Genomic DNA, 26,844 nt, shown 5'->3' on the forward strand with positions numbered 1-26,844 from the left:
ATATTAAAATAACTTCGTTTTTTATATCCAACTATTTTATTGAGTTTGTCCATCAAATAAGCATAATTTTATCTTCTTTAGTGATCCAGATAATAAGCAATTTCATGTAACATTATGATAAATAATTAAAAATTTTATATTCCATGTTGAAGTAAAAAAATTGCTTATCAATGATTTTTCATAATATAATGCCGGTGTTTTTGTTTTTAAAACAATCAAATAAACTCTTCAAAATCAGTGCAGGAGTCAGTCATAGTTATTAAAGGCTACTGCTTTTTTAGGATTAAGATTAAGGGTATTCATGAGACTGTTAGCAACTATAAGTGCTTTTTTATTTTCTGGGATTATTTCGGCAACACCTCTTCATAATATCGTTATATTTGGAGATAGCTTATCTGATAATGGCAATTTGTATGAGTTTATGAAAAAACAAATCCCACAATCCCCTCCCTATTATGAGGGTCGTTTTTCTAATGGGCCGGTCTGGATTGAACATGTGATTGCCTCTTATTTTCCTGAAAATCCTAGCGCTCATTTATTTGATTATGCGTTCGGAGGTGCTGGTGTTTCTGAAGAGGAAGGAGCCGATGATGTATTATTTACTTTAAGAAGAGAGGTTAATAATTATTTATTGGCGCATAATGATAAAGCCAGTGAAGACAGCCTTTTTGTAGTATGGATAGGTGCTAATAATTATCTTGGATTGCCTTCTGAAGTTGAAAAAACACTACATGATGTTAATCTCGGAATTACACGTAGTTTACAACGCTTAGTAGAAAAAGGTGCGAAGCATATCCTGGTAGTAAATTTGCCCGATTTGGGTCGCACTCCTGCTGCGATTGAATTTGACACTATAGATGAGATGACCTACTTTGCAAAACAACACAATCATATCTTAAGTCAATCAATTGATAGTTTTAAAGAGGCATATCCCGATGTAGAATGGCTCTATTATGATCTGCATCAAGCTTTTGAAGACGTCATAGACCGTCCACAAGACTATGGCTTTACTAATATCACCAACACTTGTGTTCAATTTGATGAAAATATCACTAAAACGTCAGTCTTAAAAATGACCGCCGCAGCTAAACCTCAAATGAAAGAAGATACTTGTACCGGTTATTTATTTTTTGATTTGGTACATCCCACTGGATTAGCACATAAAATTCTAGCGGAAAAGGCAAGATTGATGTTGGATCAACAGGGTGTCGTGTTTTCAGATTAAATTTAAACCACCACTTAGTAGCCCGCCATTAGGCAAAGCCGTAATTAGGGGATGTGGCATAAAATTCCCCGATTACAACTGCGTCTAATCCGGGCGTACTTAAGTTGACGATTTTTATAAATTTATTCCAGTAGCAATCTGTTAGGATGATATGAATTACATAATAAGGATAATGTTGCTATGGTGTTGTATGGTCTCGGCTGCTTTTACAAATATGCTTGAGATTAATATTAATGGTAAGCATTTTCATGTGCCTTGTTGGCTTTCTCAAAAACAACAACTTGGTGCCGTACTTCTTGTTAATGGCGGAAGCCATTCTCAATCCTCCACTTTATTGGATTATTTAGCGCACCGATTAGCAGAAAATGGATGGATGGTAACTTTACTTCAGGATGATAAAAGCAATTTCATACCTTGGATGAAACAACTCCCTGAGGTCATTATGACGTTAAGGCAGCAAAAGTTCATGAAAATCGTAGTGTTGCATTACGGAGAACAATTACAGCAAACTTTAGATTATTTCGACAAACCGCAAGCTCCAAAAATCGAAGGATTAATTCTGCTTTCGGCCTATCATATACAGCAGCCTTTAAATAAAAAGCCTGAAATAAATATACCCATTTTTGATATTATAGGGCAATTTGATCTCGGCTTCGTGAAACAAGAACTGGCAATCCGGCAAAAAATGTTCGAAAATAATAAGAAGAAGTATTTGGCAATAGAAATACCCGGGGCAGAACAAGATTACAAATACAGTCGACAGCTTCTTTTTACCTTTATTCATGGATGGATGATGAAACTTCCAGAATTTCAACCATCACCAACATTTATGTATACCTATCAATATCCTTTATTAGATTTCCAACTTAAGTATGAGGATTTGTTCCTATCATAGGAAAATGAGATTATTCGCGTAATCCTATTCCTTTTTTCAACAAAATCATATTGAGAATTGTGAGTGAAACTAACATAAGAAAAATAATACCTATAGCCAAAGAAATGCTTACTTCACTTTGGCCTATCATTGCATTTCTCAGTGCATTAACCATGTATAAAATAGGATTAAACCAGGATATTTTCTGCCAAGGTTCTGGCAACATGGTGATACTGTAAAATACCCCCCCCAAATAAGTGAGTGGTGTCAACACAAACGTGGGAATAAGCATAATGTCATCAAAATTACGGGCAACCATGGCATTAGTGAAACCTGCCAGTGAAAATATTGCAGACACCAATAAAACCACTAACAGAGTCATAGGCAAGTGGCTTAATTCAATGGTTAAGAAAAAACTGGCGACAAGAAAAACTAAAAAAGCGACAATTAATCCTCTAAATACTCCCCCTAAAACGTAGCCTAGAAGTAAAAGGCCATGATGCATAGGACTGACAAGCATCTCATCGATACTTTTTTGAAAGCGAACACTATACAATGAAGAGGATACATTACCATAGGAATTAACAATTACTGACATCATAATTAGTCCTGGAGCAATGAACATTGGATAACTCACTCCATCAATATTACCAATGCGAGGCCCTATTAAGCTGCCAAAAATAAGAAAATAAAGTGTGGTTGTAATTACCGGAGGTAAAAAAACTTGTGACGCAATACGAAACATCCGAACAAGTTCGCGCCTAACCAAAGTATAAAGTGCAATAAGTTGTTTTTTAATGGCCATTTTTTATGAGATCCAAAAAAAGCTCTTCCAAGCGATTAGTTTTATTGCGCATACTATGAATCCGTATTCCTTGCTTGGTGAAGAGCGCGAATGCGTCATTTAAATTTAAGTGATTATCAACCCTTAATTCTATAGTAGTACTATCAATGAGTGATGGTTTGAAAGGATGTAAATCAGGTAAAGTATCAATGCGATCTTCGGTATTAAAAATAAAAGTTTGATGCCGCAATGTTTGTAATAAAGCCTTCATTGAAGTATTTTTTATGATTTCTCCTTTATCAATGATGGCAATGTTCTTACACAATTGCTCTGCCTCTTCAAGGTAATGAGTCGTAAGAATAATTGTTGTTCCTTCCTCATTCGTACGCCTTAAAAACTCCCACATACTGTGTCTGATTTCTATGTCCACACCCGCTGTAGGTTCATCAAGAATCAATACCTTGGGCTTATGTACTAAAGCCCTGGCAATCATAAGTCGACGTTTCATACCCCCAGACAAATGGCGTGCTATAGAATACCGTTTCTCCCAAAGCCCTAATTGTTGTAATAATGATTCAACGTGAGGGCGTGCATTTTTTCGGGAAATTCCATAATAACCTGCTTGATTTAATAAAGTTTGTTCACAGGTTTCAAAAATATTAAGATTGATTTCCTGGGGCACAAGTCCTAAACAGGATTTGGCTTTTTCAGGTTCTTTTTCTAAATCATAACCATAAATACAGAGGTTACCGGATGTTTTTTTGAGTAAGGTAGTTATTAAACCTATGGTAGTTGACTTTCCCGCACCATTGGCGCCCAGCAAAGCAAAAAAGTCACCGGTGTTAATGGTTAAATCAATACCTTTCAACGCTTGAACACCATTAGCATAAGTTTTGGACAGCTGTTTAATTTCTAAAGCGTGCATAAGGGTAAGTGAAAATAAAAATATCATTATACACAATAATCGTATTTATTCGAAAGCAGGGTGTCACCAATCCGGATCTAGTGTCGCGCTCTCTGATGATGAATCATCATCATATTCTACAACAGTTCTAATTTCCCGTAATTTTTTAAAAAGGGCCACTAACTCAGGGGGCCCGCTATCACTGGAAGGATAATTTTTTTTTTTCCTCTTCATCGAGTTGTGGCGCCAGCGCTTGTTTCCTCTTTTTCATTTTTTCTAGGGCTCCATTTATTCCATCAAGCAGTTGATCATTACTTAGTGGCGTAAAAAATGCTTGATTGGCCAAAATTGGCTTTGTCTCTATTTTGGCTTCTTTTGTAGGTGTTGATGTTTTTTCTAAAATAAAAGGAGTTTTTGGGGTTGGGGGAATTTTGGGTTGGTGTTGATCTTTTGGAGCAGGCGTTTCTATTTTATCGGATATGACACTTATTTCATTGTGTATGACTGTGTCTTTTTCAATAGTTTTAGGTGATACTACTCGAGATAATTGTACGGTTTCTTCAGTTTGGACAGTCAGCGTAATCGGAGTGGTTGTTAAAGGAGGAAGGATTTCAATAACTGGTTTTTGTTTTGTGGTCTCATAAAGTGTACCAAGTAATTGAGAGACAGATAATAATTGCTTTTGGGCGGTTATTATTTGTTCATGCATTTCTTCTACAGTCTTTCGATCGCCAACTAGAGTCTTTAATTGATCATTTTGTAACACTAATTGATTATTTGCTTGCTGTAGATCAGAGATTTGTTTTTTTAGTTGTTCTATTTCACTTTGATGTATTTTTTGAGTTGAAGCAAAAGCTGTTTGCTGAGCAATTAAAGCGTCTTTAAGATTGCGAATCAAGTTTTCAGAAGAAATTCCAGAAGGACCAATATTCATTTCTATAGTGCCTATAGGAGCATATTGTTTTGCAGCAGTATTATATTCCTCAAGAAAGCCTATCCAACAATTCATTAAATAAGGATTGCTTTTAGCAGACAAAAGGATAGTGATGCTCAAGTTTTCAATAATACTTGCATCATGAAGCGTATCTTGATTTAAAGTTACAATAGAAAGAATTTCCTCCAAGAAATGGCTAATGATGCTGTGATTATGTTCTTTAGCCCAATTGTAAAATGCGGGTGTGCCATTTTGTTTGTAATTCATAACAAAATGACCAAATATTCTAAAAAATTCTTTACTAATTGCCATTCTAATTCTCCCTCTCCTTGGAGGCATACAAGTCCATTTAATATCGATTGCGATTAAAATTCAATAAATTTGTATCAAATTTCTCTGCAAATTACAAAAAATATATTATGTAAGCGATCTAATTTTTAAAAATTATTCATAATTTCAATCTAATAAAGAGTAATACTCTCATTGCAACTCTAAACTCATAAGGATTTAATTCGTGCTCTTAAAGTGGAAAAAATAATAAGAAACGCTATTCTTTGGATAAAGAGGTAAACCGTGCTAAGTTTCCAATTAGAACTATTTTCCATTAAAGAGAAACAATTTGGATAACAACGAAATGCCCCTATTAGAGTCAGCTCAACAAAAAACGAGTGTAGTAATGAATCCTGTAAAATTATCTGATTACAGATTGTTAGCAAAACAAAAACTTCCCAAAAAAATTTTTGATTTTATTGATGCAGGTGCTTGTGATGAAATAACAAAGCGAAACAATCGCAAGGCTTTTGATAATATTAGTTTAAGACCATTGTGTTTACGGGATGTTTCAACAGTCGATTTATCGACTAAAATTTTAAATGTTGAATTAAGCTATCCATTGCTCATTGCTCCAACAGCATTCCATCAATTAGTAGATCAACAAGGTGAAGTGAGTACAGCCAAGGCTGCTAAATCCTGTGGTATTCCCATGATTGTCAGTTCAATGTCAAATGTCGCGCTTGAAGACATCGCAACGGATTCAAAGAATGAGCGTCTTTGGTTACAAATTTATATTTTTAAAAATAGAGCATTAACACGAGAGTTAATTCAACGTGCTGAAAAAGCAAATTATAAAGCCATACTTATTACTGTAGGTGCTCCAATTACAGGAAAAAGAGACAGAGATGTTCGTAACCAATTCGTACTTCCTAATCATCTGACTACTGGTAATTTTAAAAGCACAGTGAGTCATCAAGTTCTTTATGATTTTACTGCTCATGAGCTTGATCCTTCTGTAACTTGGAACGATATCGAGTGGGTACAATCCCTGACCAAACTACCTATTATTCTAAAGGGAATTCTTAATCCTTTGGATGCAGATAGAGCTTGTCAGTTAAAAGTTTCAGGACTCGTTGTATCCAATCATGGAGGCCGTCAACTGGATACAACTCAGGCTACAATTACTGTATTACCAGAAATTGTTAACGTGGTTGCAGGACGTACACTCGTATTGATGGATGGTGGTATTCAACGAGGAACTGATATTTTTAAAGCACTTGCTTTAGGTGCAGATGCTTTATTAATCGGTAGAGCCGTTCTCTGGGCATTAGCTGTTGATGGAGCAAAAGGTGTTCAGTCTATGTTGACTTTATTGCGTGAAGAGTTTGAGGCCGTAATGAAATTAACAGGTTGTCGTACTCTTCAAGAAATAAGGGATTTAAATCAATATATCTGTATGTACTGAAGTAAATTTATGAAAGACGAAACTCTAGACAACACTGAATCAACCTATCAGATTGGTTTAAATAAAAAACGGGAGGCTGTTATCAGTGCACATTTTATGCACGAAATAAATCATAAGTCCCATTTTCAGCTTTACAGCAGCCAAGAATTTACCAAGAATGCTGTTTCCATAAGCGAAAATCTATTTTTTGAACATCTACTCCCTGCACTATTACAGGCATCAGAGAAATTTATTTTAGAGCGAGTTTCTGCTGCCTCAATAAGAGCTAAAAAGAACTATAAAAACTATGGCTTACAGTCGCCAGACAATATAGGCATTAGCGAAGAAATAACTGAAGTGATGTTTGATCGTCAATTTTTAAAAGGTTCAAAAGCAAATTCTTCACGCATCATTTTATCTGAAAAAATAAGAACATTGGTGAAGGAGAAAAAACCCATAAAAATGGTTATTCCTGCCTTGCCTTATAAGTCTTCTTCTCCACTTAAATCTAGGGGGCCTTTACCTGATTTATCGGAAATCAATTTTTTACTTGGTTTATATGAAATTGCCAAAACCATTGATTCTATTTATCGTAAAAAAGCCGTTGATGCAAATAGATCACTATCTTCATTTACAATCATTTGTGATGGCAGACGCTTTAATCAGTTTTTAAATGAATCTGAAGAGATAATTGATCTTTATCAAACTCATCTATGTTGGTGGATAAAAAAATTAAATATCGCAAATTATATAGAAATTATCGATTATCAAGAGGTTATTTTGGATTTTCTTCCCTCTAAAATGCAATTAGAAAAAGCAACCATTAGAGCACAGGTACACGATTTTTATTTAAATTTAATGCAACCATTATTGGATCCCTATGACATGCCCCACGCACTTTATAAAGCGATTGAAGCGGATCCTGACCCTGAATTATGCAATCCTGAAGGACGGTATATCCCTTTATTTAAGTCATTAATCTATACAATTAATTATACAACTCTTTTAAATTATGCTCGTATTCATAAGAAAAATTATGAGGAGCTTTATGTTGAGCTGACCAAGCATTTATTTGAACCTTATACTCGATTAACCGCAACAGATTTTAAGCAAGTTGAAACATTTATTACAAATACCCAAGCATTTGAAATATCCCAAGCCAAGCTTTTTGAATATTTACGACAATCCATGATTCAGGAAGCATGGAACGCTACTATATGTTATTTAGCAGAAGTTCGCAGTGACAGAGATTTACCTCAAGAACCCATTAGTACCTGTTTTCCTGATCATATTAGGTGGACCATTCATGCAAAACCCGGACAATTGGCAGTATTAATAACTACAGCATTTGGTGACCCCGTTCAACCATGGCATGGTATAGGGGTGTTTATGCGAACTAAAAATAATAAAATTAAATTATATACACTACCAGTCTTAGCATTGGAAGGAAGTAAGGCTATCCCTGTTCTCATGGAAAATAGAGGCATAGAGCAACCCCTATTTTATGTATATCCTGATATAAAATTTAAAAGCATGGATGATCTTTTGGAAAAAATTAAGCAAGGATTGACACGTAAGAGAAAACATTGACCAAGGAGCTGACTGTGTCTTTATTTGATTTCATACGTCGCTTAAATCGAGCCCTTATCCTATCTCCGAGTTCATATAAACTCCAAAATACGGAGCAAATGACCATTCAGCAAACAAGCGATATGCTCACAAAATATCAAGAGTATCAGGATGCACTTTTTTGTTCCGCCCAAACACTACAACAAATACGAGATGAACAACTTAGGAAATTACTCATCCATGCCAAGTTAAATTCCCCATGGTATCAAAAAGCATTGGCTCATATTGATGTTGAGAATTTCACGGAAGAACGATTAAATGAGATTCCCATTATGGATAAAATTACTTTCATGAAAAATTGGGATGCAATTGTTACTGATCGGAAACTTTCATTAGCGCTGGTTGAAAAACATATTGCAAAAATGAGACGTCACAATAATCTCTTATATCTTCATGATCGCTATCATGTATTGGCTAGTGGTGGTTCTAGTGGGACAAGAGGTGTTTTTATTTATGATTGGGAAGAATGGAATAAATATTACCTATATATTATACGTCATCCCCTTTATAATCATGATCGCACTCAAATTTTAATTGATCCCACACAAAAAACTACAATTGCTCAGGTTATTGTTACTAACACTGTTTATGCTATCTATTCACTTTCGTTAACCTACAAATTTGATAATATAAAAACTCATTATTTTCCAATTACATTGCCACTTAATCAAATTATTGCTCATCTTAATACGACCCAAGCGGATATTTTACAAGGTACGCCAAGCACTATCCATAAATTATGTCTCGAAGCGCTTAAAGAGCATCTCCTCATTCAACCCAAGGTTATTTGTGTTGGAGGAGAACCTTTATATAAGCCGATCCGCGAATTAATAAAAAAAGTCTGGCCAAATGTCTTTGTTTTTAATACCTATGGAACATCTGAAGGTTTATTTGGAATGAACTGCTGTGCAGATAGTGAAGTAATGCATTTAAACGACGATGCGTGCATTGTTGAGCCTGTTGATGAATTGAATAGGCCCGTGCACAAAGAGGTTGTCCCTTATAGACTTTATTTTACTAATTTATATAACTATACATTACCAATTATTCGTTATGAGGTATCTGACCAATTATTATTTCTAGATAAAAAATGCACTTGCGGGATCCAGCATCAACTTATTGCCGAACCTCAAGGGCGTCCTGAGTTTGATTTCATTTATCCTGGAAATATTTTTGTACATCACTTAATTTTTGTAACCCCACTTTTACATGAAAAAAATATTCGTGAATATCAAGTAATTCAAACAAAAAATGGAGTAGATATTAAAATCTTAACTACTGGTTATGTGAATAAGATCCAATTACAAAATCATATTTGTGCTCAATTAAGTAACCTAGGTATTGTAAAACCTCAAGTTAAATTGATTGAAGTATCCGAGTTTGAATACCTTCCTTCCGGTAAATTACGCCGATTTTTAAAACTTAATCCATCATGAAGATAATGAGCCTATACGTTCAGACTTATTTTATCTTGAAAAAATTTTCCAATTGCTTCTTAGAAGGGTTGAATGCTCACAGAGGATTGCAACACTTCTTTTAATTGTTGATTTAATTTTTCTAATAACTCTTTTGATCCATTAAGTTGTTTGTCAAGCTTCGTTAATTTCTCCTCAAGAATTTTATATTCTTTCTTATGTATATTAAGTAATTCTTGTGCTAATGCTTGCAACCCCTCTTTCTTTTCTTCTATTACTGATTTTAAAGTTCGTTCATCAACTTGTATTTGCTCAAACAACTGTAACAATTTTATTCCAATTTCTGATTTATCTATATTCTCTTGGATTGTGTTAATTTCATGCTGAGTTTTATTTATAGCGTCATTTATGAACTGAACTTTTTTCTCAATTTTGGAGTCTGATGGACTTTTAATGGCAGTGCTAAAAAAATCATGTACATTTTTGCGAGATTTCACAAATGCTCTCCAATACAGCAAGTATTTAAATTTTAAAAATAGAATTATTTTAGCACAATATTAATAATAAATAGCTATTTATTTAAAAATAGCGGCACTACGTATTTGATAACAACAGCGATCAATTCAAAATTGTCTATTTTTTATCTTAAAAAGATAAGTAGAATTCTTAACACATAAGATCGGATCGAGTCTTCAACCATCCAGCAATACTGTATCGAGGTTGATGAGTAAGGCATACTTCATGGGGCAACTCGCTATTAAAGCATATGAAACGGTTTTCTTGAGGTAAAATAACTTGAATTAATTGTTCTTCTTGATTGTAAAGCTTTAATTCACCACCTAATTCAGCGCACCAGTCTTTATTTAAATAATATACACAGGAAATTTTTCGATTTTTTTTCGTAGCAAACTGGTCGACATGTTTTTTATAATAAGACCCAGGTTGATATGCAGCAAGATGAGTTTCAAACTCGTGTAAACCTAAAAAAAGTTCTTGATTCAAGAGCTGAGCTAATTGCTGAATTCGTTTTAAATAATTTTGTATTGCTGAATTTTCTTCATGTTCATCCAGCCAAAAAATTTCATCAGCGCGAATAGTCCTATTTTTATGAGATTCTAAATTGAGACCAATTTTTGCCCCGCGAAATAATCCTTGTGCATACATTTCTTGAGCTGTTACTTGAATTAATTGGCATTGATGAAGCTCAAGAAAATCTTCAATAATATGGAATCCTTTGGTACAAAGATTATGGATAAGTAATTCAGAATCGATCAAAGTGCACGTCCTTCAAGTAGAAATTCATATTGGCGCCATTCTGGCATAAATTTGCTCATTAATTGATAAAAACGTTTATTATGACTGGGCTCAAGCAAATGTACTAATTCATGTACAAGTACATACTCCAGGCAGATTTGAGGTTTTTTTATAAGATTAAGATTTAACCATATGCGCGCGGCTTTAGTATTGCATGAGCCCCAGCGTGTTTTCATTTTTTTTATTCCCCACTGAGACACTTTTACACCAACGATATACTCCCATTGCCGAATTAAATCAGGCACTAAGAGTTGCATTTGATATCGATACCAATTATCAAGAAGCTTTTGTTTTTGTTCATGAGAACTATTTGGTTGGATATAGTAATACATCAGTTCATCATTTATTTTAATTTGTACCGGGCCGTGGTGCTCCTGGATAATGAGTAGATATTGCTTTCCCTTAAAAGGTACAGTAGTCCCTGTTTCTAACTCATCACTTTCAATAATTGAGCGGCTACGAATGCGTTCACGTTGTTTATGAATCCATGTTCCCTTGGCTTGTAGGGTCTGTCGAATTAATTGCTCACTAAACTTTAAGGGCACACTTACTTTAACCAAACCATCGGGGGGATAAATACGCAGGTGCATGTTTTTAATTTTTTTTCGTGTTACTTCAATGGAGATACCATCCAATTCAATGATCATATATTCGTCGTATTTTAAGTTGATGCATTGCAATAAAACAAGGGAGCGTGATAATGAGACCTAGATCTCAAACTCAAAGTATTTCTTAAATTAACGCGAGCATTGAATAAAGAATCTATTTAGATCCAGCCTTCATCGCGAACCGTTCAGGCTGAGGAGGCATTCATGCCGTCTCGAAGCCTTAGTCCAGAACTTGAAAATTCGTACTAAGGCTTCGAGACAGCGCTATGCGCTTCCTCAGCCCGAACGACTCAAAGTAATACCACGTTCTCTTATCCGAAACTCACGTTCGGTTAAGGGCTGTGCCTACTTCCCGTGGCTTGTCCACGGGAGCCAAAGATCTAATAAAGAATCTATTTAGATCCAGCCTTCATTGCGAACCGTTCAGGCTGAGGAGGCATTCATGCCATCTCGAAGCCTTAGCCCAGAACTTGAAAATTCGTACTAAGGCTTCGAGACAGCGCTATGCGCTTCCTCAGCCTGAACGGCTCAAAATAAAACCACGTTCTCTTATCCGAAACTCACGTTCGGTTAGGTCGTGCCTACTTCCGTGGCTTGTCCGCGGGAGCCAAAGAGCTAATAAAGAATCTATTTAGATCCAGCCTTCATTGCGAACCGTTCAGGCTGAGGAGGCATTCATGCCGTCTCGAAGCCTTAGCCCAGAACTTGAAAATTCGTACTAAGGCTTCGAGACAGCGCTATGCGCTTCCTCAGCCTGAACGGCTCAAAATAAAACCACGTTCTCTTATCCGAAACTCACGTTCGGTTAAGGGCTGTGCCTACTTCCCGTGGCTTGTCCACGGGAGCCAAAGATCTAATAAAGAATCTATTTAGATCCAGCCTTCATTGCGAACCGTTCAGGCTGAGGAGGCATTCATGCCATCTCGAAGCCTTAGCCCAGAACTTGAAAATTCGTACTAAGGCTTCGAGACAGCGCTATGCGCTTCCTCAGCCCGAACGGATCGAAGTAAATCCAGGTTCGCATAGACGAAACTCACGTTAAATTCTTGTTCTATTTTACTACCTTTGTGCCCCGATACAAGGGCTGTCTATATATTCACCATTAATATCTAGAACCATATTGACATTAGCACGTTGATAACGTGCGAGTATGTCATATTCTTGTTTCGTTATATATCCGTAAGAGTTGCCACAATATACAAGTGATGAAGCTGCTGGTTTAGGTTTAACATGAATAGGCAAATCACATTCCCAACGAAAATGGGTTAAATCACAATTTGCTGCTAAGGATAAATGAAGGGGCAAAAGAGATAAAACAACAGTCACATACCATTTCCTTTTCATAGTGTGCACCATTTCCATGTTTATGTTTTTTAATTATAGGATATGATTGAAAAAAAGTAGTCAAGGACACCCATGCTTTCATCCAGTTCCGAATATCTTAAAGCGCTTCGTGAAGGGAATTATCTTCTTTTTTTAGAATGGGTTGATTTTATTACAAAAAAGTACACTCAGAATGATCATATTTTAGACGCAGACGATACAACAAACTCTTTGATTTTTGAATGGTTAACTAATGGTTATTCAGAAGAAGATGCCAAAAAATTAGCGCTCTTACACGCAGTATATGATTTAGAATCAAAACCGTTACAAGGAAAATTAGATTATGCATTCAAAACTATTATAGTCGCTTTATTCTTATGTATAGTTTTTCATAAACATAATTTGTGTGTGCAATCAGATTCTCCCAAAGTAACTCGAAGAAAAATCAATCGGCTAATAGAACAATGCAGTAAACAATTATCTCCATCGCTTTACAGAAGCAGTTTAGTTGGAGTACAGATCGAGTTTTTTCAGTGGGTAGATAATAGCAATAAACATGAAGTAAATGTTATTTTTCATAAAATCCATGCAATTACCCGACTTAGATATCTTCTTGAAGATTATATTTTACACTTAGAGCGGTCCAAAAAAGAACAGGATGAGCTTCATACTGCCCGATTAAGCTTGGCAAAACGTTTTCTTACCTACATCTACGAACAACTTGAGTTTACGCCCAAAGTAGCCGATGAAATTACTAAATATGTGAATGCACTGCGTGAACTTCACCCTGACAAATGGGAAGAAGAGCATTTAGATGCTCTTTCCCCACCATCAGCATTGGACAATACTTGGCGTTGGGTGACGGGAATAGGAATCGGTTTTTTTAATTTGGTTTTGCATAAGAAATCCATTGGGGAGTTGATTTCGGGACAATCAGAGACCCCTCAAGTTTAATTTCTCCTGTTTTATCTTAGGTATTATTTATTGTGATTAAGTTCACATTTTTAGTAAGATAAAGCCATTTTGTTTAGCGTCTGTTGACCATTAGATTCCACTGCTTATAGGGTCGCTGTTGATCCATAACATTCAGCCCTGCAAGATGCAAAGCCGTTTGTCAACATACCCTAATCTAAGCTCGACATATTATTTATCTGAAGGTAACTAGTCTTATGAAACAATACTTATGGACATTGGATGGTGGTAGATTGTCTTATCAAAGCGGAGAAAATACTCTAAATTGGTTATTTCTTCCTGGGGGGCCAGGCCTTGGCTCAGAGGCAATCGCAGATTTAACCCAATTACTGAAAGACAAAATCCCTGGTACTATTTGGCATTTAGATTTGCCTAATGACGGTTCAAATATTTTAAAAGATAAATCTCTCGCAAAATTACACCATGCAATTATCCAAGCCACTACAGCATTTAAAAAAGTAATACTAGTAGCACATTCTACTCCTGGGATGTATGTTCAAACTATGCCCGAACTTGAACATATTTTAGAGGGTCTTGTATTGATAGGTTCTGCGCCAGACTCATCATGGCAAGAGACATTTGTGGAATACTGTAAAAATCATACAGACGAAGCCATTCTTAAAGCTGAAGAAAAGTATGTCGCAAATCCAGATGATGAAAATTTAAGGCAACTCTTAGTAGCTTGTGCTAAGTACTGCTTTATCAATGAAAAATCATTATGTGAAGGAAAAGCTTTGTTCGAAAAATTACCTATTAATAATACAGCTCACGTTCAATCCTCCGAACTTTTTGATTCTAAAAAGTATAAAGCCACCTGGATACCTCAGAAAATTCCAACCCTAATTATCACAGGATCTCATGATCATATTACACCTATATCACTCTTTAAAAATAATAATCTCTACCAAAGAAATAATATATTCCTGAAAGAAATTTCTAACGCAGGACACTATCCGTGGTTTGAAAATCCTAAAGAAATAATAAATTCATTTGAAAACTTTTGCCTTAAATTTTCAACATAAATATTAAATTAAATACATACTGTACTTTGTTTGATCATTATGATATTATAATGCCTCATTTTATGATAAATAATGATGATATCTTCTCTGAGTAAGTCAGAGAACTGACATCACTTTGCGTGATGTTTAGTTTAATCGCTTTCATTAAACGGGTATGTCGTGATTTTCTGGTTTTATAAACCAAGGAAATAGACAATCCCGTGCTTTTCCTTAGTTTTAAAAACCTTTTTTAGTAAGACAACAGGAGATTAGCATGAGAGCTAAAGATGATATTTTTGCGAGAAACAATGCAACCTTAACTACATTAATGTCTATTAATAGAGTTATTAGCAAGGACGCTCGGCCCCCTAAATTTATTAAAAAAATGATTTTAGAGGAAGCCGGATTAGTTAAAAGTCCAGTTTACGTTGTGAGTAACAGGATAGTAGAAATGCAAAATATCAAAGGAGGCATCATACGTAGCGTTGAATATCTTTATAACGAGGATCCAACGAAAGATATAATCAATGCGCTGCCTAAAGGAAGCGAAAAGGTTAAGGTATTTGGCTCTGCAGAAGAAGCTCAAAAATATGCCCTAACAATTTCCAAACGACATTCAGAGTTAAGTTTTACCTATATGTCTTCTATGGATGGCATTGAAGGTATAGATCCCGTTTGGCATACTCCTTTAATTATTAAGGCTGAAATTCCATTAAACTTAAAAAGTAATGTTATCGATAATAATGGTAAAATTTCTGCTACGCATTTAAAGCTCGTTTCTTTAATACAGCCTAATAAACTAGAAAAAAAATTACCAACAATTGATTTACAAGAAATCCAAAATCAAAATAGCATGAACTGTACTATTTTCTAAGGTGTCAAATAACATGCATGGGAACGTTAGCATATTCTCATGCATATTTTTTTTCGACTACTGTATCATTGAGCATCTATGAAGAGATCTAACACAAAATCATTAAAGGGTAATTTTAGTGCTAATGGAAATAAATTTGACTTATTATTGTACAGTTCTGTATAATAAGTGTTGTCTGTTTAAGTATTAATTAAGTGCAACATTATTTGTTGTTCACTCACCTTAATATGGAGTTTTACATGCTAGAAAAATTATTTAAAAGACTGCAAGGCATCAAGCCATTTACGAATCAATTTGATATGTTAATGGAAAGTGGGCAAGCCATTAACGATGATGGTGAAGCTGTTGGGATGTGTCAACCAATGTCAAATCACTATTTAGATTTATTACTAAATAAACAAGATCCAACCCAAGAATTACAAGATGGTAAGCAATTTTTAAAGAAATCCATAATTGAAGAAAATCAAGAAATTGATTTTAGAGCCCAAAATCCAGGTGAAGATGAGCATCATGCTTTTCATAAAAATAAGGTAGAGCATCGAGACGAACACCATTCTCTTAAAAGTTTAACCCCAGAAAAAGTCAGTAAAACTTTAGAAGATAAAGACCATATGTTAATGACATTTGAATTAAATCAAAAAGATAAATATCATCAAGTATATCTTGGAAAGCAAAGTGCATCAAAATGTCGCTTCTTTGATGCAAACCTTAATGGTGGGGAACGAGTAAAACCATGTGAGGAACTTATTCCAGAAGCGATGGAATATCTCAGAAAACACTACTCTCTTGATGAAGACACATCATTTAAACTTGGAATAGGTTGAGTTTGAGGTTATAAATGTTATAGGGATTTTCTTAATATAATCCCTATCAACATTTATAACACTTTTATCGAAAAAGTCCGCATCATATCGGAATAACGTTCCACTCCATCCTATAAACACTGTAACTTTAAGCATATTTTTTTGCGATTGCTGGTTCAGGAAACATATACATTCCCTGATAGGTTTTTGTATCAAACCAAACATGCAAAAATTCATCACTACTGTTTGGAGGATATTCATCTTTGCTCTTAAAATAAAAATTAAAAAGAGTTTCTACTTTCTTATCTTTAAGAGCAGCTAGATAGTTTTTTGAATCATTTATTGCCAAAAGATAGTCCTCAGTACTCTGATTTGCTGATTTTTCTAATGTATTTGTGACAATAGCGATTCCAGTTGCTAGAGTAAACTGCAAAGTTCTTAATTCCTCTTCACTTCGAGTCATTTTTTTTGAGGCCAAGCTCTCTATGATATAATCAACCAAAGCCTTGGTCGGACCAACGAACGTTACTGATAAATCCAACGTATTTTTAACCCGTTTCGTAATCGCTTTATACACTATTGGGAAATATTTAATATCAACAAGATTTTCAATTAATGCACTATTTTTATTAGTAAAACCCCATTGCGCGTTTTTAAATGGCCAAGCAGTTAACATTAAATCAAATAATATCTTGCTATTATTTTTAATAAACAAAAGTAAATCATCAGGATTAGTAAGCAGGGGAATACAAACGGGAACTGTATGGCTTTCAAGAAGAGAAGGATCAAGTAATCTTTTCGTTTCCTCCTCCGGTAAATCAAGCATATCTTCAGCAATGTCGACTAAGTACGGAAAAAATTGTTCTTTAGGAGTTAAAGAAAGAAGTGCACAATCCTTTGTATGCACTCCTGAACTCAGACCTTGACGGCCCATTATTGTATCCTTAGGTATCATAAATTCCCCCTATTTCTATAATTACCAATTTTGAGTTATTATCGGTGGTGTTTTCCCTGACAGTTCCTGATCCATTTGATTACCCAGTCGGATCCCAAAATCAACTGTCTTTGCTTTACATGAAAAGAAATCGGACAATCTAGCATGCATGAACGCTCCTTCATGTTCACCGGCCTCAAAAAAGCTTTTACTAATTTTGGTCTGATGTTCCGATTGTTCCCTATAAAATTGAACGCGTTCTTTATCTGAAAATGTTGGTTTCCACGATGCTGTATGATCCATATCATCTTTTAAAGCCTGAAATGACTCTTTAGTCAAAGGTGTTTTTTCATGATGCAACTCAATATTTACTGGTGGAACCGTATAACTATCAAAGCCCTGCACCTTGGAACAATGCTCATGTAATGCTTTCCTCTGTGGACAATGAAATTCCTCCGGCGGTTTCGAACCCGTAAACGCTGACGTAATAATTGAGAATGGAAGAGTAAAAAATAATTTAGGATTCTCAAATTTATACCCTTGTTGCTTATCTTGCTTATCTTGCATATTACACCTCATTTAAAATACAAATTAACAATTAAAAACACACCCTTATTAAAGATATAGCATAAGGAGTATAATTTATCCAATTTGGTAACCTAATGTGGTGTTATAGAATTAAGCACTATCCGCTAATTGAAATTATTTTTTATTATTAGTGCTCCAATTTATGGAGGTGAAGGCTGGAACAATCAGAGATTTCGGTTTACTTAAGCTCGAGTGGTTAAGGCAGTTTCTGACTTATGAGAATGGCATTCCTGTTGATGATACGATAGCTCGTGATGAGAAAGCTAAGTACTAAACAGTTTACTAATTGCTTTACACTCTGGTATCCAAGCGGTAAAAAAGCAGCAGATGGTGATATTGTTGTGATTGATGAAAGAGCTTAGAAAATCATGAATTTTTTTATCTATAACATAAATGATAATCCCCACATTGTGGGGATTACGAATAATTTTTAACAAAATTTTGAGTTAAGGAATAAAGTCCCTAGCCTTCTTTTTTGCCAGTTAATTTTTCTTTAATGCGTGCAGCACGTCCAGCCAAGTTACGTAGGTAATAAAGCTTAGCACGACGTACATCACCGCGTCTTTTTACAGTAATGCTATCAACAATTGGGCTATAGGTTTGAAACACACGCTCAACACCAACACCATGAGAAATTTTACGAACAGTAAAAGCAGAATTCAAACCACGATTACGCTTAGCAATGACAACACCTTCAAAAGCCTGTAAGCGTTCACGGTTACCTTCAATTACTTTCACTTGAACCAGAACAGTATCGCCTGGATTAAAATTAGGGATTTCTTTACCTTGCATTTGCTCAGCATTCAGCTGATCAATAATATTAGTCATGGACTGCTCCTCAAATTGGTTCATCTTCTAGGACTCACCGTGCTCAAACTTAAACTCAACAAGCAATTGCTTGTCTGCGTCATTTAACTGTATTTTTTCAAGTAAATCCGGCCGCTTAAGCCAAGTTTTACCTAGAGACTGTTTTCTTCGCCACAGTTCAATATCTCTGTGATTACCACCTAACAACACAGGTGGAACGCCTAATCCATCAACCTTTGCCGGTCGAGTGTAGTGAGGACAATCCAGCAAACCATTCATAAATGAATCTTGTTCTGCTGAACCAAGATGCCCAAGGCTGCCTGGTATTAAGCGAATAATTGCATCGATAAATACCGTAGCTGCTAACTCACCACCACTTAAAACAAAATCTCCTAAAGACCATTCTTCATCTACATACTGTTGAAGAATGCGCTCATCAATTCCTTCATACCGTCCTGCAATAAATAGCAGGGGTTGCTTCTCATTTGCCACCTGATTTAAGTCATTTTGGCGAATTACCTTGCCTTGAGGGCTTAGATAAATCGTCTTACAATGACCTGGCATTTGACTTTGTGCCTGCAAAATAGCTCCCTGCAAAGGTTCATACATCATAACCATCCCAGGGCCACCACCATAAGGCTTATCATCTACTTGTCTATAAGGTCTAGAGGACCAATCTCTTGGATTCCAGAAATCAATTTTTACTAACCCTTGCTCTATGGCTCTACCCGATATGCCATAATTCAACGCACTAAGGATCTCGGGTATTAGGCTAATGACTCCAAGATGAAGCACCACTTAAAAATCCACATCCCAATTAACAGTAATTAATTTCTGGTTGGGATCAATATCTAATATAAATTGGCCAGGTAAGTAAGGGATTAAATGTCTTTTATTACCTTCTACAACCAGCACATCATTAGCACCTGTAGGAATTATTTCAGTGACTGTTCCAAAAGACTCACCTTGTTGGTTAATCACACTCATCCCTATAAGTTGATGCCAGTAATACTCACCAGGCTTCAATTGTTCCAACTGATCTTGGTGTACTGCAATTTCTATATTAGTAAGATGAGCTACTAACTCACGCTCATGATAACCTTCTATCTGGGCAATAATAGATTTGTTTTGTACTTCAGCACGTATTAATTTAATAAGCTGCCATTTATTATCAATAAAGGCATGCCAATTCGTATACTTCAGAACATTATCACGGGGTTCCGTAAAAGAGTGCACCGTAACCAAACCTTTAACACCATGAGGTCGCCCAAATCGAGCAATTATTATCCAGTTATTCTGATTATCCACGTTAATTAAGCAGCTTCGCCTTTTTTATTAAATTCTTTGACCAATGCACTAACGCGGTCAGATAATTTTGCGCCTACTTTTTGCCAGTGGCTTAATTTTTCTGCATCAATATGCAGGCGAATCTCTTGCCCACGCGCTATAGGGTTAAAATAACCAATACGCTCAATATAACTGCCATCGCGACGTTTGCGACTGTCAGTAACGACCATGTGATAAAAAGGACGCTTTTTAGCGCCGCCTCTAGATAAACGTATAACGACCATTGTTTTCCTCTATTTGAGAGTGGTTACACATACTTAGTAATCGCACTAAGCATAAAAATGCCGTGTATTGTACGAAAATTAATTCGCCCTGTGAAGTAATTCTTGCGAATTATTTAAAATCGTCTGGTAATATTCCTTTTAATCCAGGGATACCACCAATTCCACGCATCATTTTTTGCATTCCACCAGGTTTAGTAAATTTTTTCATCATTTTTTGCATTTGCTCAAATTGCTTTAATAACTTATTAACATCCTGTATTTGTGTTCCTGATCCCTGCGCAATTCTCTTTTTACGAGAACCAACAATAATTTTAGGAATACGCCGCTCTTTTGGAGTCATCGAATTAATAATAGCAATAGTTTGAGCCATAGCTTTTTCACTGACTTGCTTCATTGCTTGCTGAGGCATCATTTGGCTCACACCAGGTAACTTACTCATCATTCCAGCAATACCACCCATATTATTCATTTGCAGTAGTTGTTGCTTAAAATCTTCCAAATCAAAGCTCTTCCCCTTTTTTAATTTTTTAGCTAGTTTTTCACTCGCTTGCTTGTCTGCTTTGCGCTCAACCTCTTCAATTAAGGTAAGAATATCACCCATACCAAGAATTCTTGAAGCAACGCGCTCAGGATGAAATGGCTCTAGTGCATCTACTTTTTCACCACTACCAATAAATTTAATAGGTTGTCCGGTAATTTGTTTCACAGAAAGAGCAGCACCGCCTCGAGCATCCCCATCTGTTTTGGTTAAAATAACCCCTGTTAATGGAAGTGCCTCATGAAATGCTTTTGCAGTATTGGCAGCATCTTGTCCGGTCATGCTGTCTACAACAAATAGAGTTTCAATTGGGTTTACTGCTTGATGTAATTCTTTAATTTCGGCCATCATGTCAGCATCGATATGCAAACGACCTGCAGTATCAATGAGTAATACATCCATATATTGTTTTTTTGCAGCTTCCAAAGCTTTTCGAGCAATCATTAAGGGCTGTTCATTGACTTCTGCTGGGAAAAAGGCAACGCCTATTTGTTCTGCCAATACTTTAAGCTGCTGAATTGCGGCAGGTCGATAAACGTCAACACTCACGACCATTACCTTTTTATTTTCAGATTCTTTTAAATAGCGCGCAAGTTTTGCAGTGCTTGTAGTTTTACCTGAGCCTTGTAGCCCTGCCATTAAAAATATAGCTGGAGGTTGAGTCTTGAAGTTGAGCTCGGCACGCTCATCGCCCATAACATGAACTAATTCGTCATGCACAATTTTAACAAAAGCTTGATCAGGATTTAAATGAGTTAAAACTTCTTGTCCTAAAGCATTTTGTTTTACTTGCTCTATAAATTCTTTAATAACGGGTAAGGCAACATCTGCTTCAAGCAGCGAAAGTCTGACTTCACGCAAAACGTGTTGTACATTCTCTTCAGTTAATCGACCTAATCCGCGTAAATTTTTAAAGGTACGAGTTAAACGTTCAGTTAAAGTTTCAAACATAATGTACGCCCAAAAAAGTATTCACTATAGCATAGAGAGGCGATGGTATGATACTAGCAAATACTGTTTTTATTCAGCCCTATTGATTGGCATAGCGTTAAGAAAAAATGCAGAGATTTTCTGGTTAAATCATGCTATTTTACAAGACAACCGATATTTAGGTTTCATAATAAATAAAATTTAGGAACATTTTGTTTATTTATTATCCTATTATTAAGGGTTCCTTAAGCTTATTTTTTATATAATAAAGCTTCTGCAAGCCCCAAAAAACTGCACTGAAGGACTGCGATGATTGAGAAAAAACATTCACTAACAATTTTCAGTTTAACTATGATCACAGTTGGATCTGTAGATAGTATACGTAATTTGCCGGCAACAGCCTTATTTGGTAGTCAATTAATCTTTTATTTCTTTCTAGGCGCGTTATTTTTTCTAATTCCTACTGCCTTGGTTTCAGCTGAATTAGCCTCAGGATGGGCAAAACAAGGAGGAATTTATATTTGGGTCAAACAAGCATTTGGAAAAAAAATGGGCTTTTTAGCCATTTGGTTGCAATGGATAGAAAATGTCATCTGGTATCCAACAATTTTATCTTTTGTTGGAGGAACAATTGGCTATTTAATTAATCCAGCATTAACAAGTAATCCTTATTTTCTATGGGCTATCATTGTTAGTTCATTTTGGGGTACTACTGTATTAAACCTACGAGGAATGAAATCCTCAGCTATATTTAGTAACTTATGTTCTCTTGCTGGTTTGTTATTGCCAATGTCGTTAATTATTGGCCTAGGCTTAGTTTGGATGACTCAAGGCAATCCGTTACAGATTCAATTTGATATTCCAAGTATTGTGCCACACTTAGAAGATAGATCCATGTGGGTATCTCTTACCGCAATTATTATGTCCTTCTGTGGTATAGAAATCGCTACTGTTCATGCGAATGATGTAAAGAATCCACAACATGCTTTTCCTAAAGTTTTAATTTATTCAGTAGGTATTATTTTAAGTACTTTAATTCTTGGTTCTTTAGCGATTGCAATTGTGTTACCCGGAAAAGACATTAACTTAGTAGCAGGAATTATGCAGGCGTTTGAAGCATTTTTTTCAAGTTACCATATGTCCTGGATGATGCCTGTAGTGGCAGTCATGTTAGTTTTAGGGGGACTTGGAGGGGTAAGCAACTGGATTATTGCTCCTACGAAAGGATTATTGGTTGCTGCCGAGGATGGAAATTTACCGGATTATTTCCAGCGTACCAATGCAAAGGGAGCGCCCGCGGTTATGCTATATACTCAAGCCACCATTGTCACAGTGCTCTCAGGATTATTTTTATTTATGCCTAGTGTGAATGGATCTTATTGGCTATTAACTGCATTGGCTGCTCAGTTGTATATGCTAATGTATTTTATGATGTTTATTGCCGCAATTAAATTACGTCTGTCAGAACCTGAACATCATCGCCCCTTTAAAATTCCTGGTGGATTAGCCGGAATGTTATTTGTTGCAGGCATAGGTATTATTGGTGTATGCACTACTTTAGGGGTAAGTTTTATTCCGCCAGACGGTATTAATGTAGGTAGTTTAGTACGTTATGAATTGACTCTAATTGGGGGTTTAATTTTAATGTGTTCGCCACCGTTTATAAGTTCATGGATACAAGGGAAAACAACAGCAATGGAGCCCATTTTGGATTAATTAGGGTATTACTTATGCTCCTTGAACCCGATGAGTTGCTTAATAAATTAATTGCTCGATTACCTGAATTAGAATGGAAGATAAATGGCTTAGACATGTCTTTTTTAAGCCATAGCGTACCTAGAGGATTATTTCGTACTAATTCAGAGTCAACTGCTGCAATGTTTATTGCTGAAATTAAGGCAGACATACATGCATTATCCAAACAAACTAACAAACGTAGTGCTTTTTACTTAGCGGAATGCATCCGGCAAAAGATCAATGTGTTAGTGGTCTTATGCCAAATACATCATCGGAAAAATAAACCAGAAGGGAAAAATTATTTTGGCATCAAAATGTTAAGTACCCGACAACAATGGATAAGCGATCTTGAAATAGAGATTGAAGCTTTATCAACTCAACAGCAAGCAATGATCAAAAGTTTAGCGCAATTACAGCATCAACAAGACTCTAACTCACTTTTGAATTTAAAAGCCGAATTAGGAGAAGTCGAGCGGCGTTTAACTTTAGCAAAAGAAACATTAAATCGAGCTGTCTCATCCTAGAAAAAACCGGCTGCTTTTATAGAACAATCATTAAGATCTTTTTCTAAATCACATAATGAGTTAAATTAGAAACGCCTATTTGGCGTTACATTAAAATAATTACTCGAATTTACTAGGTTGTTTATGAACAATCCATAAAAATGAGTGATTAAAAAAAGGAGCTCGTTCAAATGTCAGATAAATTTACTCATATTACTAAAGATATCAGCACGCAATTAGCTAAAATGCGCAAAGAAATGCCAGAAGTGATGTCTGGATTTTCAGCTCTAGCTCAAGCCGCAACTAAAGATGGTGCTTTAGATAAAAAAACTAAAGAATTAATTGCTATGGCTTTAGCCGTTGCAAAACAATGCCCAGGATGCATTGGATTCCACTCTCAAACGTTAATCAAACTACAAACTACTCGTGAAGAACTTTTAGACACTTTAGGGATGGCTGTTTACATGGGAGGTGGGCCTTCTTTAATGTATGCAGCAGAAGCTTTAGAAGCATTTGATGAGTTTAGCAAATAAAATAGAATTTTTATAAAGCAGAAAGATGATGTAAGCGTTCACCCCTCATGCACCGAAAGGCTGAATTTGTCACATTTTACGCAAAAATACAGCCTTTCACCAGAGACAAGCATACTCCCTGAACAGATACAAGATGATTCTCTCAGTACAGGATTGTGAGTTAACTTCACCCTCTGCGACAGTAGAGGGTCTCTTAAGGCATATTGCAAGAATCCATCCAAGCCTCTGTTCTTTAATAAGTATTAACCAATTACCTCAAATCAGAGCAGCTAAACGACAGGCTTGATCAATAGCATGACGTGCATCCAACTCTAATGCTTTATATGCTCCACCAACCAAATGGACATTCTTTTGGGCCTCTTTTAAAGGGGTGAATAGTTCAGTTAATTCGACTTGTCCAGCACAGATCACCACGGTATCAACGGCTATAACCTGGGGAGTTTCATCAATGCGTATGTGTAACCCTTGATCATCAATAGCATCATAACTCACCCCAGAAATCATTTTAACATGCTTATGTTTTAGACTTGCGCGATGAATCCAACCCGTAGTTTTTCCCAAACGTTTACCCATTTTTTCATTTTTGCGCTGTAATAAATAAACTTCACGTGGGCTAGGCGTACTTTCAGGAGGCTTAATCCCACCTCGATATTTCCCATATACATCAATACCCCATTCATTATAAAACTGTTCTTTAGAAGCCTGATGTTCATGAGTTAAAAATTCAGCTACATCAAAACCAATTCCACCTGCACCAACAATTGCAACCCGTTTACCTGCTTCCTTTTTTCCAGTAATTACATCAATGTAACTGGCTACTTTGGGATGATCGATGCCTGGAATTTCTGGGACTCGCGGCTTAATGCCACTCGCCAAAACTACTTCATCAAAATCCAGCAAATGCTCCACTGTTGCTTCTGTATTTAAGTGAATTGTTACCTTAAATTTCTGTAATTGATAAGTAAAATAATCCAGCGTGTGTTGAAAAATTTCCTTGCCTGGGATTTTTTTTGCTAAATTAAATTGTCCACCGAGTTGTGCATTTTTTTCAAATAAAGTTACCTTATGCCCACGTTCAGCAGCAACCGCGGCAAAAGCCAACCCAGCAGGGCCAGAACCTACTACGGCAATTGATTTGGGTTCTGCAGTAACCTCATAAATCAACTCAGTTTCATTACATGCCCGAGGGTTCACCAAGCAAGAGGCAGTTTTGTTCACGAAAACGCGATCAAGACAAGCCTGATTACATGCAATACACACATTGATTGCTTCACTTTCACCTTTTTTGGCTTTTTCGGCAAATAGAGGATCGGCTAACAAAGGTCTGGCCATAGAGATCATATCAGCAACACCTGACTCAATTAATTGATTGGCTAATTCAGGGGTATTAATACGATTGGAAGTAATCACCGGTATTTTCACTTCTGGTTTTAAATGCTGGGTTAAATGAGTAAATGCAGCTTCAGGAACCATAGTTGCAATAGTTGGAATCCGTGCCTCATGCCAGCCAATACCCGTATTAATTAAAGTTGCACCAGCCTCTTCTATGGCTTTAGCAAGAATCACAATTTCTTCCCAATTACTACCGTCAGCAATTAAATCAAGCATGGACAAACGAAAAACTATAATAAATTTCTCACCCACTGCTTCACGTACACTCCTCACTATCTCAATAGGAAAACGAATACGATTACTATAACTCCCCCCCCATTCATCTCGGCGTTGGTTGGTATGAGTAACAATGAACTGATTGATTAAATAGCCTTCACTGCCCATAATTTCAATCCCATCATAACCAGCCAATTGAGCAAGTCGAGCACAACGAGCAAAATGCTTGATGGTTTTTTTAATTCGATATTGACTCATCACCCAGGGTTTAAATGGGCTGATCGGTGATTTGATTCCGCTGGGAGCGACAACAAAAGGATGAAAACCATAACGTCCAGCATGTAAAGCCTGCAGAATAATTTTACCCCCTGCCTCGTGCACTGTATGGGTGATTAATTCATGTCGTTGCTGTTCTTTGCTGTTCGTCAATTTAGCAGAAAAAGGAGCCAAACGTCCTACTCGATCCGGTGCAAAACCCCCAGTAGTTATTAATCCTACACCTCCAAGGGCTCTTTCTCTGTAAAATTGAGCCAAACGATTCAAACTGTCCTTATCTTCTTCAAGACCAGTATGCATCGATCCCATTAATAAACGATTTTTTAATTGAGTAAAACCTAAATCCAAAGACTGGAATAGGGCTTTAAACGGAGTGTTATCAATTCTCAATTCCATGAGTATTTCGCCAAAAACTTCAAAATAAAAAGTATAAACTCAGTTT

General features: G+C 36.1%; 27 protein-coding genes. 12 read left to right on the forward strand and 15 right to left on the reverse strand.

The window, feature by feature from the left end; all coding sequences use genetic code 11:
• Positions 1–301 precede the first annotated feature (301 nt).
• Positions 302–1,225 carry a GDSL family lysophospholipase PlaA gene (gene plaA, locus DYH34_RS14480; protein ID WP_058465201.1) on the forward strand — a complete coding sequence of 308 codons (924 nt, stop codon included), beginning with the start codon at positions 302–304 and terminating at the stop codon, positions 1,223–1,225.
• A 151-nt stretch (positions 1,226–1,376) separates the two neighbouring features.
• Complete coding sequence (locus DYH34_RS14485; protein ID WP_083502762.1) at positions 1,377–2,120, forward strand: alpha/beta fold hydrolase; 744 nt, start codon at positions 1,377–1,379, stop codon at positions 2,118–2,120.
• A 10-nt stretch (positions 2,121–2,130) separates the two neighbouring features.
• Here the strand turns inward: DYH34_RS14485 and DYH34_RS14490 are convergent, their stop codons facing one another.
• The 3 genes from DYH34_RS14490 to DYH34_RS18450 form a co-directional block, all read right to left on the reverse strand.
• Complete coding sequence (locus tag DYH34_RS14490) at positions 2,131–2,904, reverse strand: ABC transporter permease (RefSeq protein WP_058465202.1); 774 nt, start codon at positions 2,902–2,904, stop codon at positions 2,131–2,133.
• On the reverse strand, positions 2,894–3,808 hold the full coding sequence (locus tag DYH34_RS14495; RefSeq protein ID WP_058465211.1) for an ABC transporter ATP-binding protein: 915 nt from the start codon (positions 3,806–3,808) through the stop codon (positions 2,894–2,896). Before DYH34_RS14495 ends, DYH34_RS14490 begins: the two co-directional genes overlap by 11 nt.
• A 178-nt stretch (positions 3,809–3,986) precedes the next feature.
• Complete coding sequence (locus DYH34_RS18450) at positions 3,987–5,033, reverse strand: hypothetical protein (protein WP_238589501.1); 1,047 nt, start codon at positions 5,031–5,033, stop codon at positions 3,987–3,989.
• 307 nt (positions 5,034–5,340) lie between these two features.
• On the opposite strand from DYH34_RS18450, the gene DYH34_RS14510 reads away from it, so the two are divergent.
• Genes DYH34_RS14510 through DYH34_RS14520 form a run of 3 tightly spaced genes read left to right on the forward strand, consistent with a single transcriptional unit; the run spans position 5,341 to position 9,503 of the window.
• Complete coding sequence (locus tag DYH34_RS14510) at positions 5,341–6,459, forward strand: alpha-hydroxy acid oxidase (RefSeq protein ID WP_238589502.1); 1,119 nt, start codon at positions 5,341–5,343, stop codon at positions 6,457–6,459.
• 9 nt (positions 6,460–6,468) lie between these two features.
• Positions 6,469–8,028 (forward strand): L-tyrosine/L-tryptophan isonitrile synthase family protein, encoded by a 1,560-nt coding sequence (locus DYH34_RS14515; RefSeq protein ID WP_058465203.1) that lies wholly within the window; start codon positions 6,469–6,471, stop codon positions 8,026–8,028.
• Positions 8,029–8,042: 14 nt separating this feature from the next.
• Entirely contained in the window at positions 8,043–9,503 is a 1,461-nt protein-coding gene (locus DYH34_RS14520; RefSeq protein WP_058465204.1) for a phenylacetate--CoA ligase family protein, read from the forward strand.
• Between the two features lie 59 nt (positions 9,504–9,562).
• On the opposite strand, the gene DYH34_RS18455 is transcribed toward DYH34_RS14520, so the two are convergent.
• From DYH34_RS18455 to DYH34_RS14540, 4 genes are all read right to left on the reverse strand, one after another.
• On the reverse strand, positions 9,563–9,979 hold the full coding sequence (locus DYH34_RS18455) for a hypothetical protein (protein WP_238589503.1): 417 nt from the start codon (positions 9,977–9,979) through the stop codon (positions 9,563–9,565).
• A gap of 169 nt (positions 9,980–10,148) precedes the next feature.
• On the reverse strand, positions 10,149–10,757 hold the full coding sequence (locus DYH34_RS14530; protein ID WP_058465205.1) for a 2OG-Fe(II) oxygenase: 609 nt from the start codon (positions 10,755–10,757) through the stop codon (positions 10,149–10,151).
• Positions 10,754–11,443 carry a M48 family metallopeptidase gene (locus tag DYH34_RS14535; RefSeq protein WP_058465206.1) on the reverse strand — a complete coding sequence of 230 codons (690 nt, stop codon included), beginning with the start codon at positions 11,441–11,443 and terminating at the stop codon, positions 10,754–10,756. The genes DYH34_RS14530 and DYH34_RS14535 overlap by 4 nt, the downstream gene beginning before the upstream one ends.
• 1,020 nt (positions 11,444–12,463) lie before the next feature.
• The gene (locus tag DYH34_RS14540) at positions 12,464–12,748 is read right to left on the reverse strand and encodes a hypothetical protein (protein WP_058464785.1); all 285 of its coding nucleotides are present in this window, start codon (positions 12,746–12,748) and stop codon (positions 12,464–12,466) included.
• Positions 12,749–12,820: 72 nt separating this feature from the next.
• On the opposite strand from DYH34_RS14540, the gene DYH34_RS14545 reads away from it, so the two are divergent.
• From DYH34_RS14545 to DYH34_RS14560, 4 genes are all read left to right on the forward strand, one after another.
• The gene (locus DYH34_RS14545; protein ID WP_058464786.1) at positions 12,821–13,681 is read left to right on the forward strand and encodes a helical bundle domain-containing protein; all 861 of its coding nucleotides are present in this window, start codon (positions 12,821–12,823) and stop codon (positions 13,679–13,681) included.
• 215 nt (positions 13,682–13,896) lie between these two features.
• The gene (locus DYH34_RS14550; protein ID WP_058464787.1) at positions 13,897–14,721 is read left to right on the forward strand and encodes an alpha/beta fold hydrolase; all 825 of its coding nucleotides are present in this window, start codon (positions 13,897–13,899) and stop codon (positions 14,719–14,721) included.
• A gap of 253 nt (positions 14,722–14,974) precedes the next feature.
• Positions 14,975–15,574, forward strand: a complete 600-nt coding sequence (locus tag DYH34_RS14555; protein ID WP_058464788.1) for a hypothetical protein — start codon at positions 14,975–14,977, stop codon at positions 15,572–15,574.
• A 239-nt stretch (positions 15,575–15,813) separates the two neighbouring features.
• Positions 15,814–16,398, forward strand: coding sequence for a hypothetical protein (locus DYH34_RS14560; protein WP_058464789.1), 585 nt, complete (start codon positions 15,814–15,816; stop codon positions 16,396–16,398).
• Positions 16,399–16,525: 127 nt separating this feature from the next.
• Here DYH34_RS14560 and DYH34_RS14565 read toward each other — a convergent pair whose 3' ends face one another.
• The 7 genes from DYH34_RS14565 to ffh all read right to left on the reverse strand — a co-directional run bounded on the left by DYH34_RS14565 (position 16,526) and on the right by ffh (position 21,766).
• Positions 16,526–17,311: a hypothetical protein gene (locus DYH34_RS14565; RefSeq protein ID WP_238589485.1), complete on the reverse strand. Its 786-nt coding sequence runs from the start codon at positions 17,309–17,311 to the stop codon at positions 16,526–16,528.
• Between the two features lie 42 nt (positions 17,312–17,353).
• Complete coding sequence (locus DYH34_RS14570) at positions 17,354–17,878, reverse strand: hypothetical protein (RefSeq protein ID WP_058464791.1); 525 nt, start codon at positions 17,876–17,878, stop codon at positions 17,354–17,356.
• 483 nt (positions 17,879–18,361) lie between these two features.
• Entirely contained in the window at positions 18,362–18,727 is a 366-nt protein-coding gene (gene rplS, locus DYH34_RS14580) for a 50S ribosomal protein L19 (protein WP_058464792.1), read from the reverse strand.
• A 27-nt stretch (positions 18,728–18,754) separates the two neighbouring features.
• Positions 18,755–19,504 carry a tRNA (guanosine(37)-N1)-methyltransferase TrmD gene (gene trmD / locus DYH34_RS14585; RefSeq protein WP_058464793.1) on the reverse strand — a complete coding sequence of 250 codons (750 nt, stop codon included), beginning with the start codon at positions 19,502–19,504 and terminating at the stop codon, positions 18,755–18,757.
• Positions 19,505–20,014, reverse strand: a complete 510-nt coding sequence (gene rimM, locus DYH34_RS14590; RefSeq protein WP_058464794.1) for a ribosome maturation factor RimM — start codon at positions 20,012–20,014, stop codon at positions 19,505–19,507.
• 5 nt (positions 20,015–20,019) lie between these two features.
• Entirely contained in the window at positions 20,020–20,277 is a 258-nt protein-coding gene (rpsP, locus tag DYH34_RS14595; RefSeq protein ID WP_058464795.1) for a 30S ribosomal protein S16, read from the reverse strand.
• A 109-nt stretch (positions 20,278–20,386) separates the two neighbouring features.
• Entirely contained in the window at positions 20,387–21,766 is a 1,380-nt protein-coding gene (ffh, locus tag DYH34_RS14600) for a signal recognition particle protein (RefSeq protein WP_058464796.1), read from the reverse strand.
• Positions 21,767–22,054: 288 nt separating this feature from the next.
• Here ffh and DYH34_RS14605 point away from each other — a divergent pair, with 288 nt between their 5' ends.
• From DYH34_RS14605 to DYH34_RS14615, 3 genes are all read left to right on the forward strand, one after another.
• Positions 22,055–23,461 (forward strand): APC family permease, encoded by a 1,407-nt coding sequence (locus DYH34_RS14605; RefSeq protein WP_058464797.1) that lies wholly within the window; start codon positions 22,055–22,057, stop codon positions 23,459–23,461.
• Between the two features lie 14 nt (positions 23,462–23,475).
• Positions 23,476–24,006 (forward strand): hypothetical protein, encoded by a 531-nt coding sequence (locus tag DYH34_RS14610; protein ID WP_058464798.1) that lies wholly within the window; start codon positions 23,476–23,478, stop codon positions 24,004–24,006.
• Between the two features lie 170 nt (positions 24,007–24,176).
• On the forward strand, positions 24,177–24,518 hold the full coding sequence (locus tag DYH34_RS14615; protein WP_058464799.1) for a carboxymuconolactone decarboxylase family protein: 342 nt from the start codon (positions 24,177–24,179) through the stop codon (positions 24,516–24,518).
• 255 nt (positions 24,519–24,773) lie between these two features.
• Here the strand turns inward: DYH34_RS14615 and DYH34_RS14620 are convergent, their stop codons facing one another.
• On the reverse strand, positions 24,774–26,798 hold the full coding sequence (locus DYH34_RS14620) for an NADPH-dependent 2,4-dienoyl-CoA reductase (protein WP_058464800.1): 2,025 nt from the start codon (positions 26,796–26,798) through the stop codon (positions 24,774–24,776).
• Positions 26,799–26,844 lie beyond the last annotated feature (46 nt).

The sequence above is a fragment of the Legionella cincinnatiensis genome (assembly GCF_900452415.1).
GTDB lineage: Bacteria > Pseudomonadota > Gammaproteobacteria > Legionellales > Legionellaceae > Legionella > Legionella cincinnatiensis.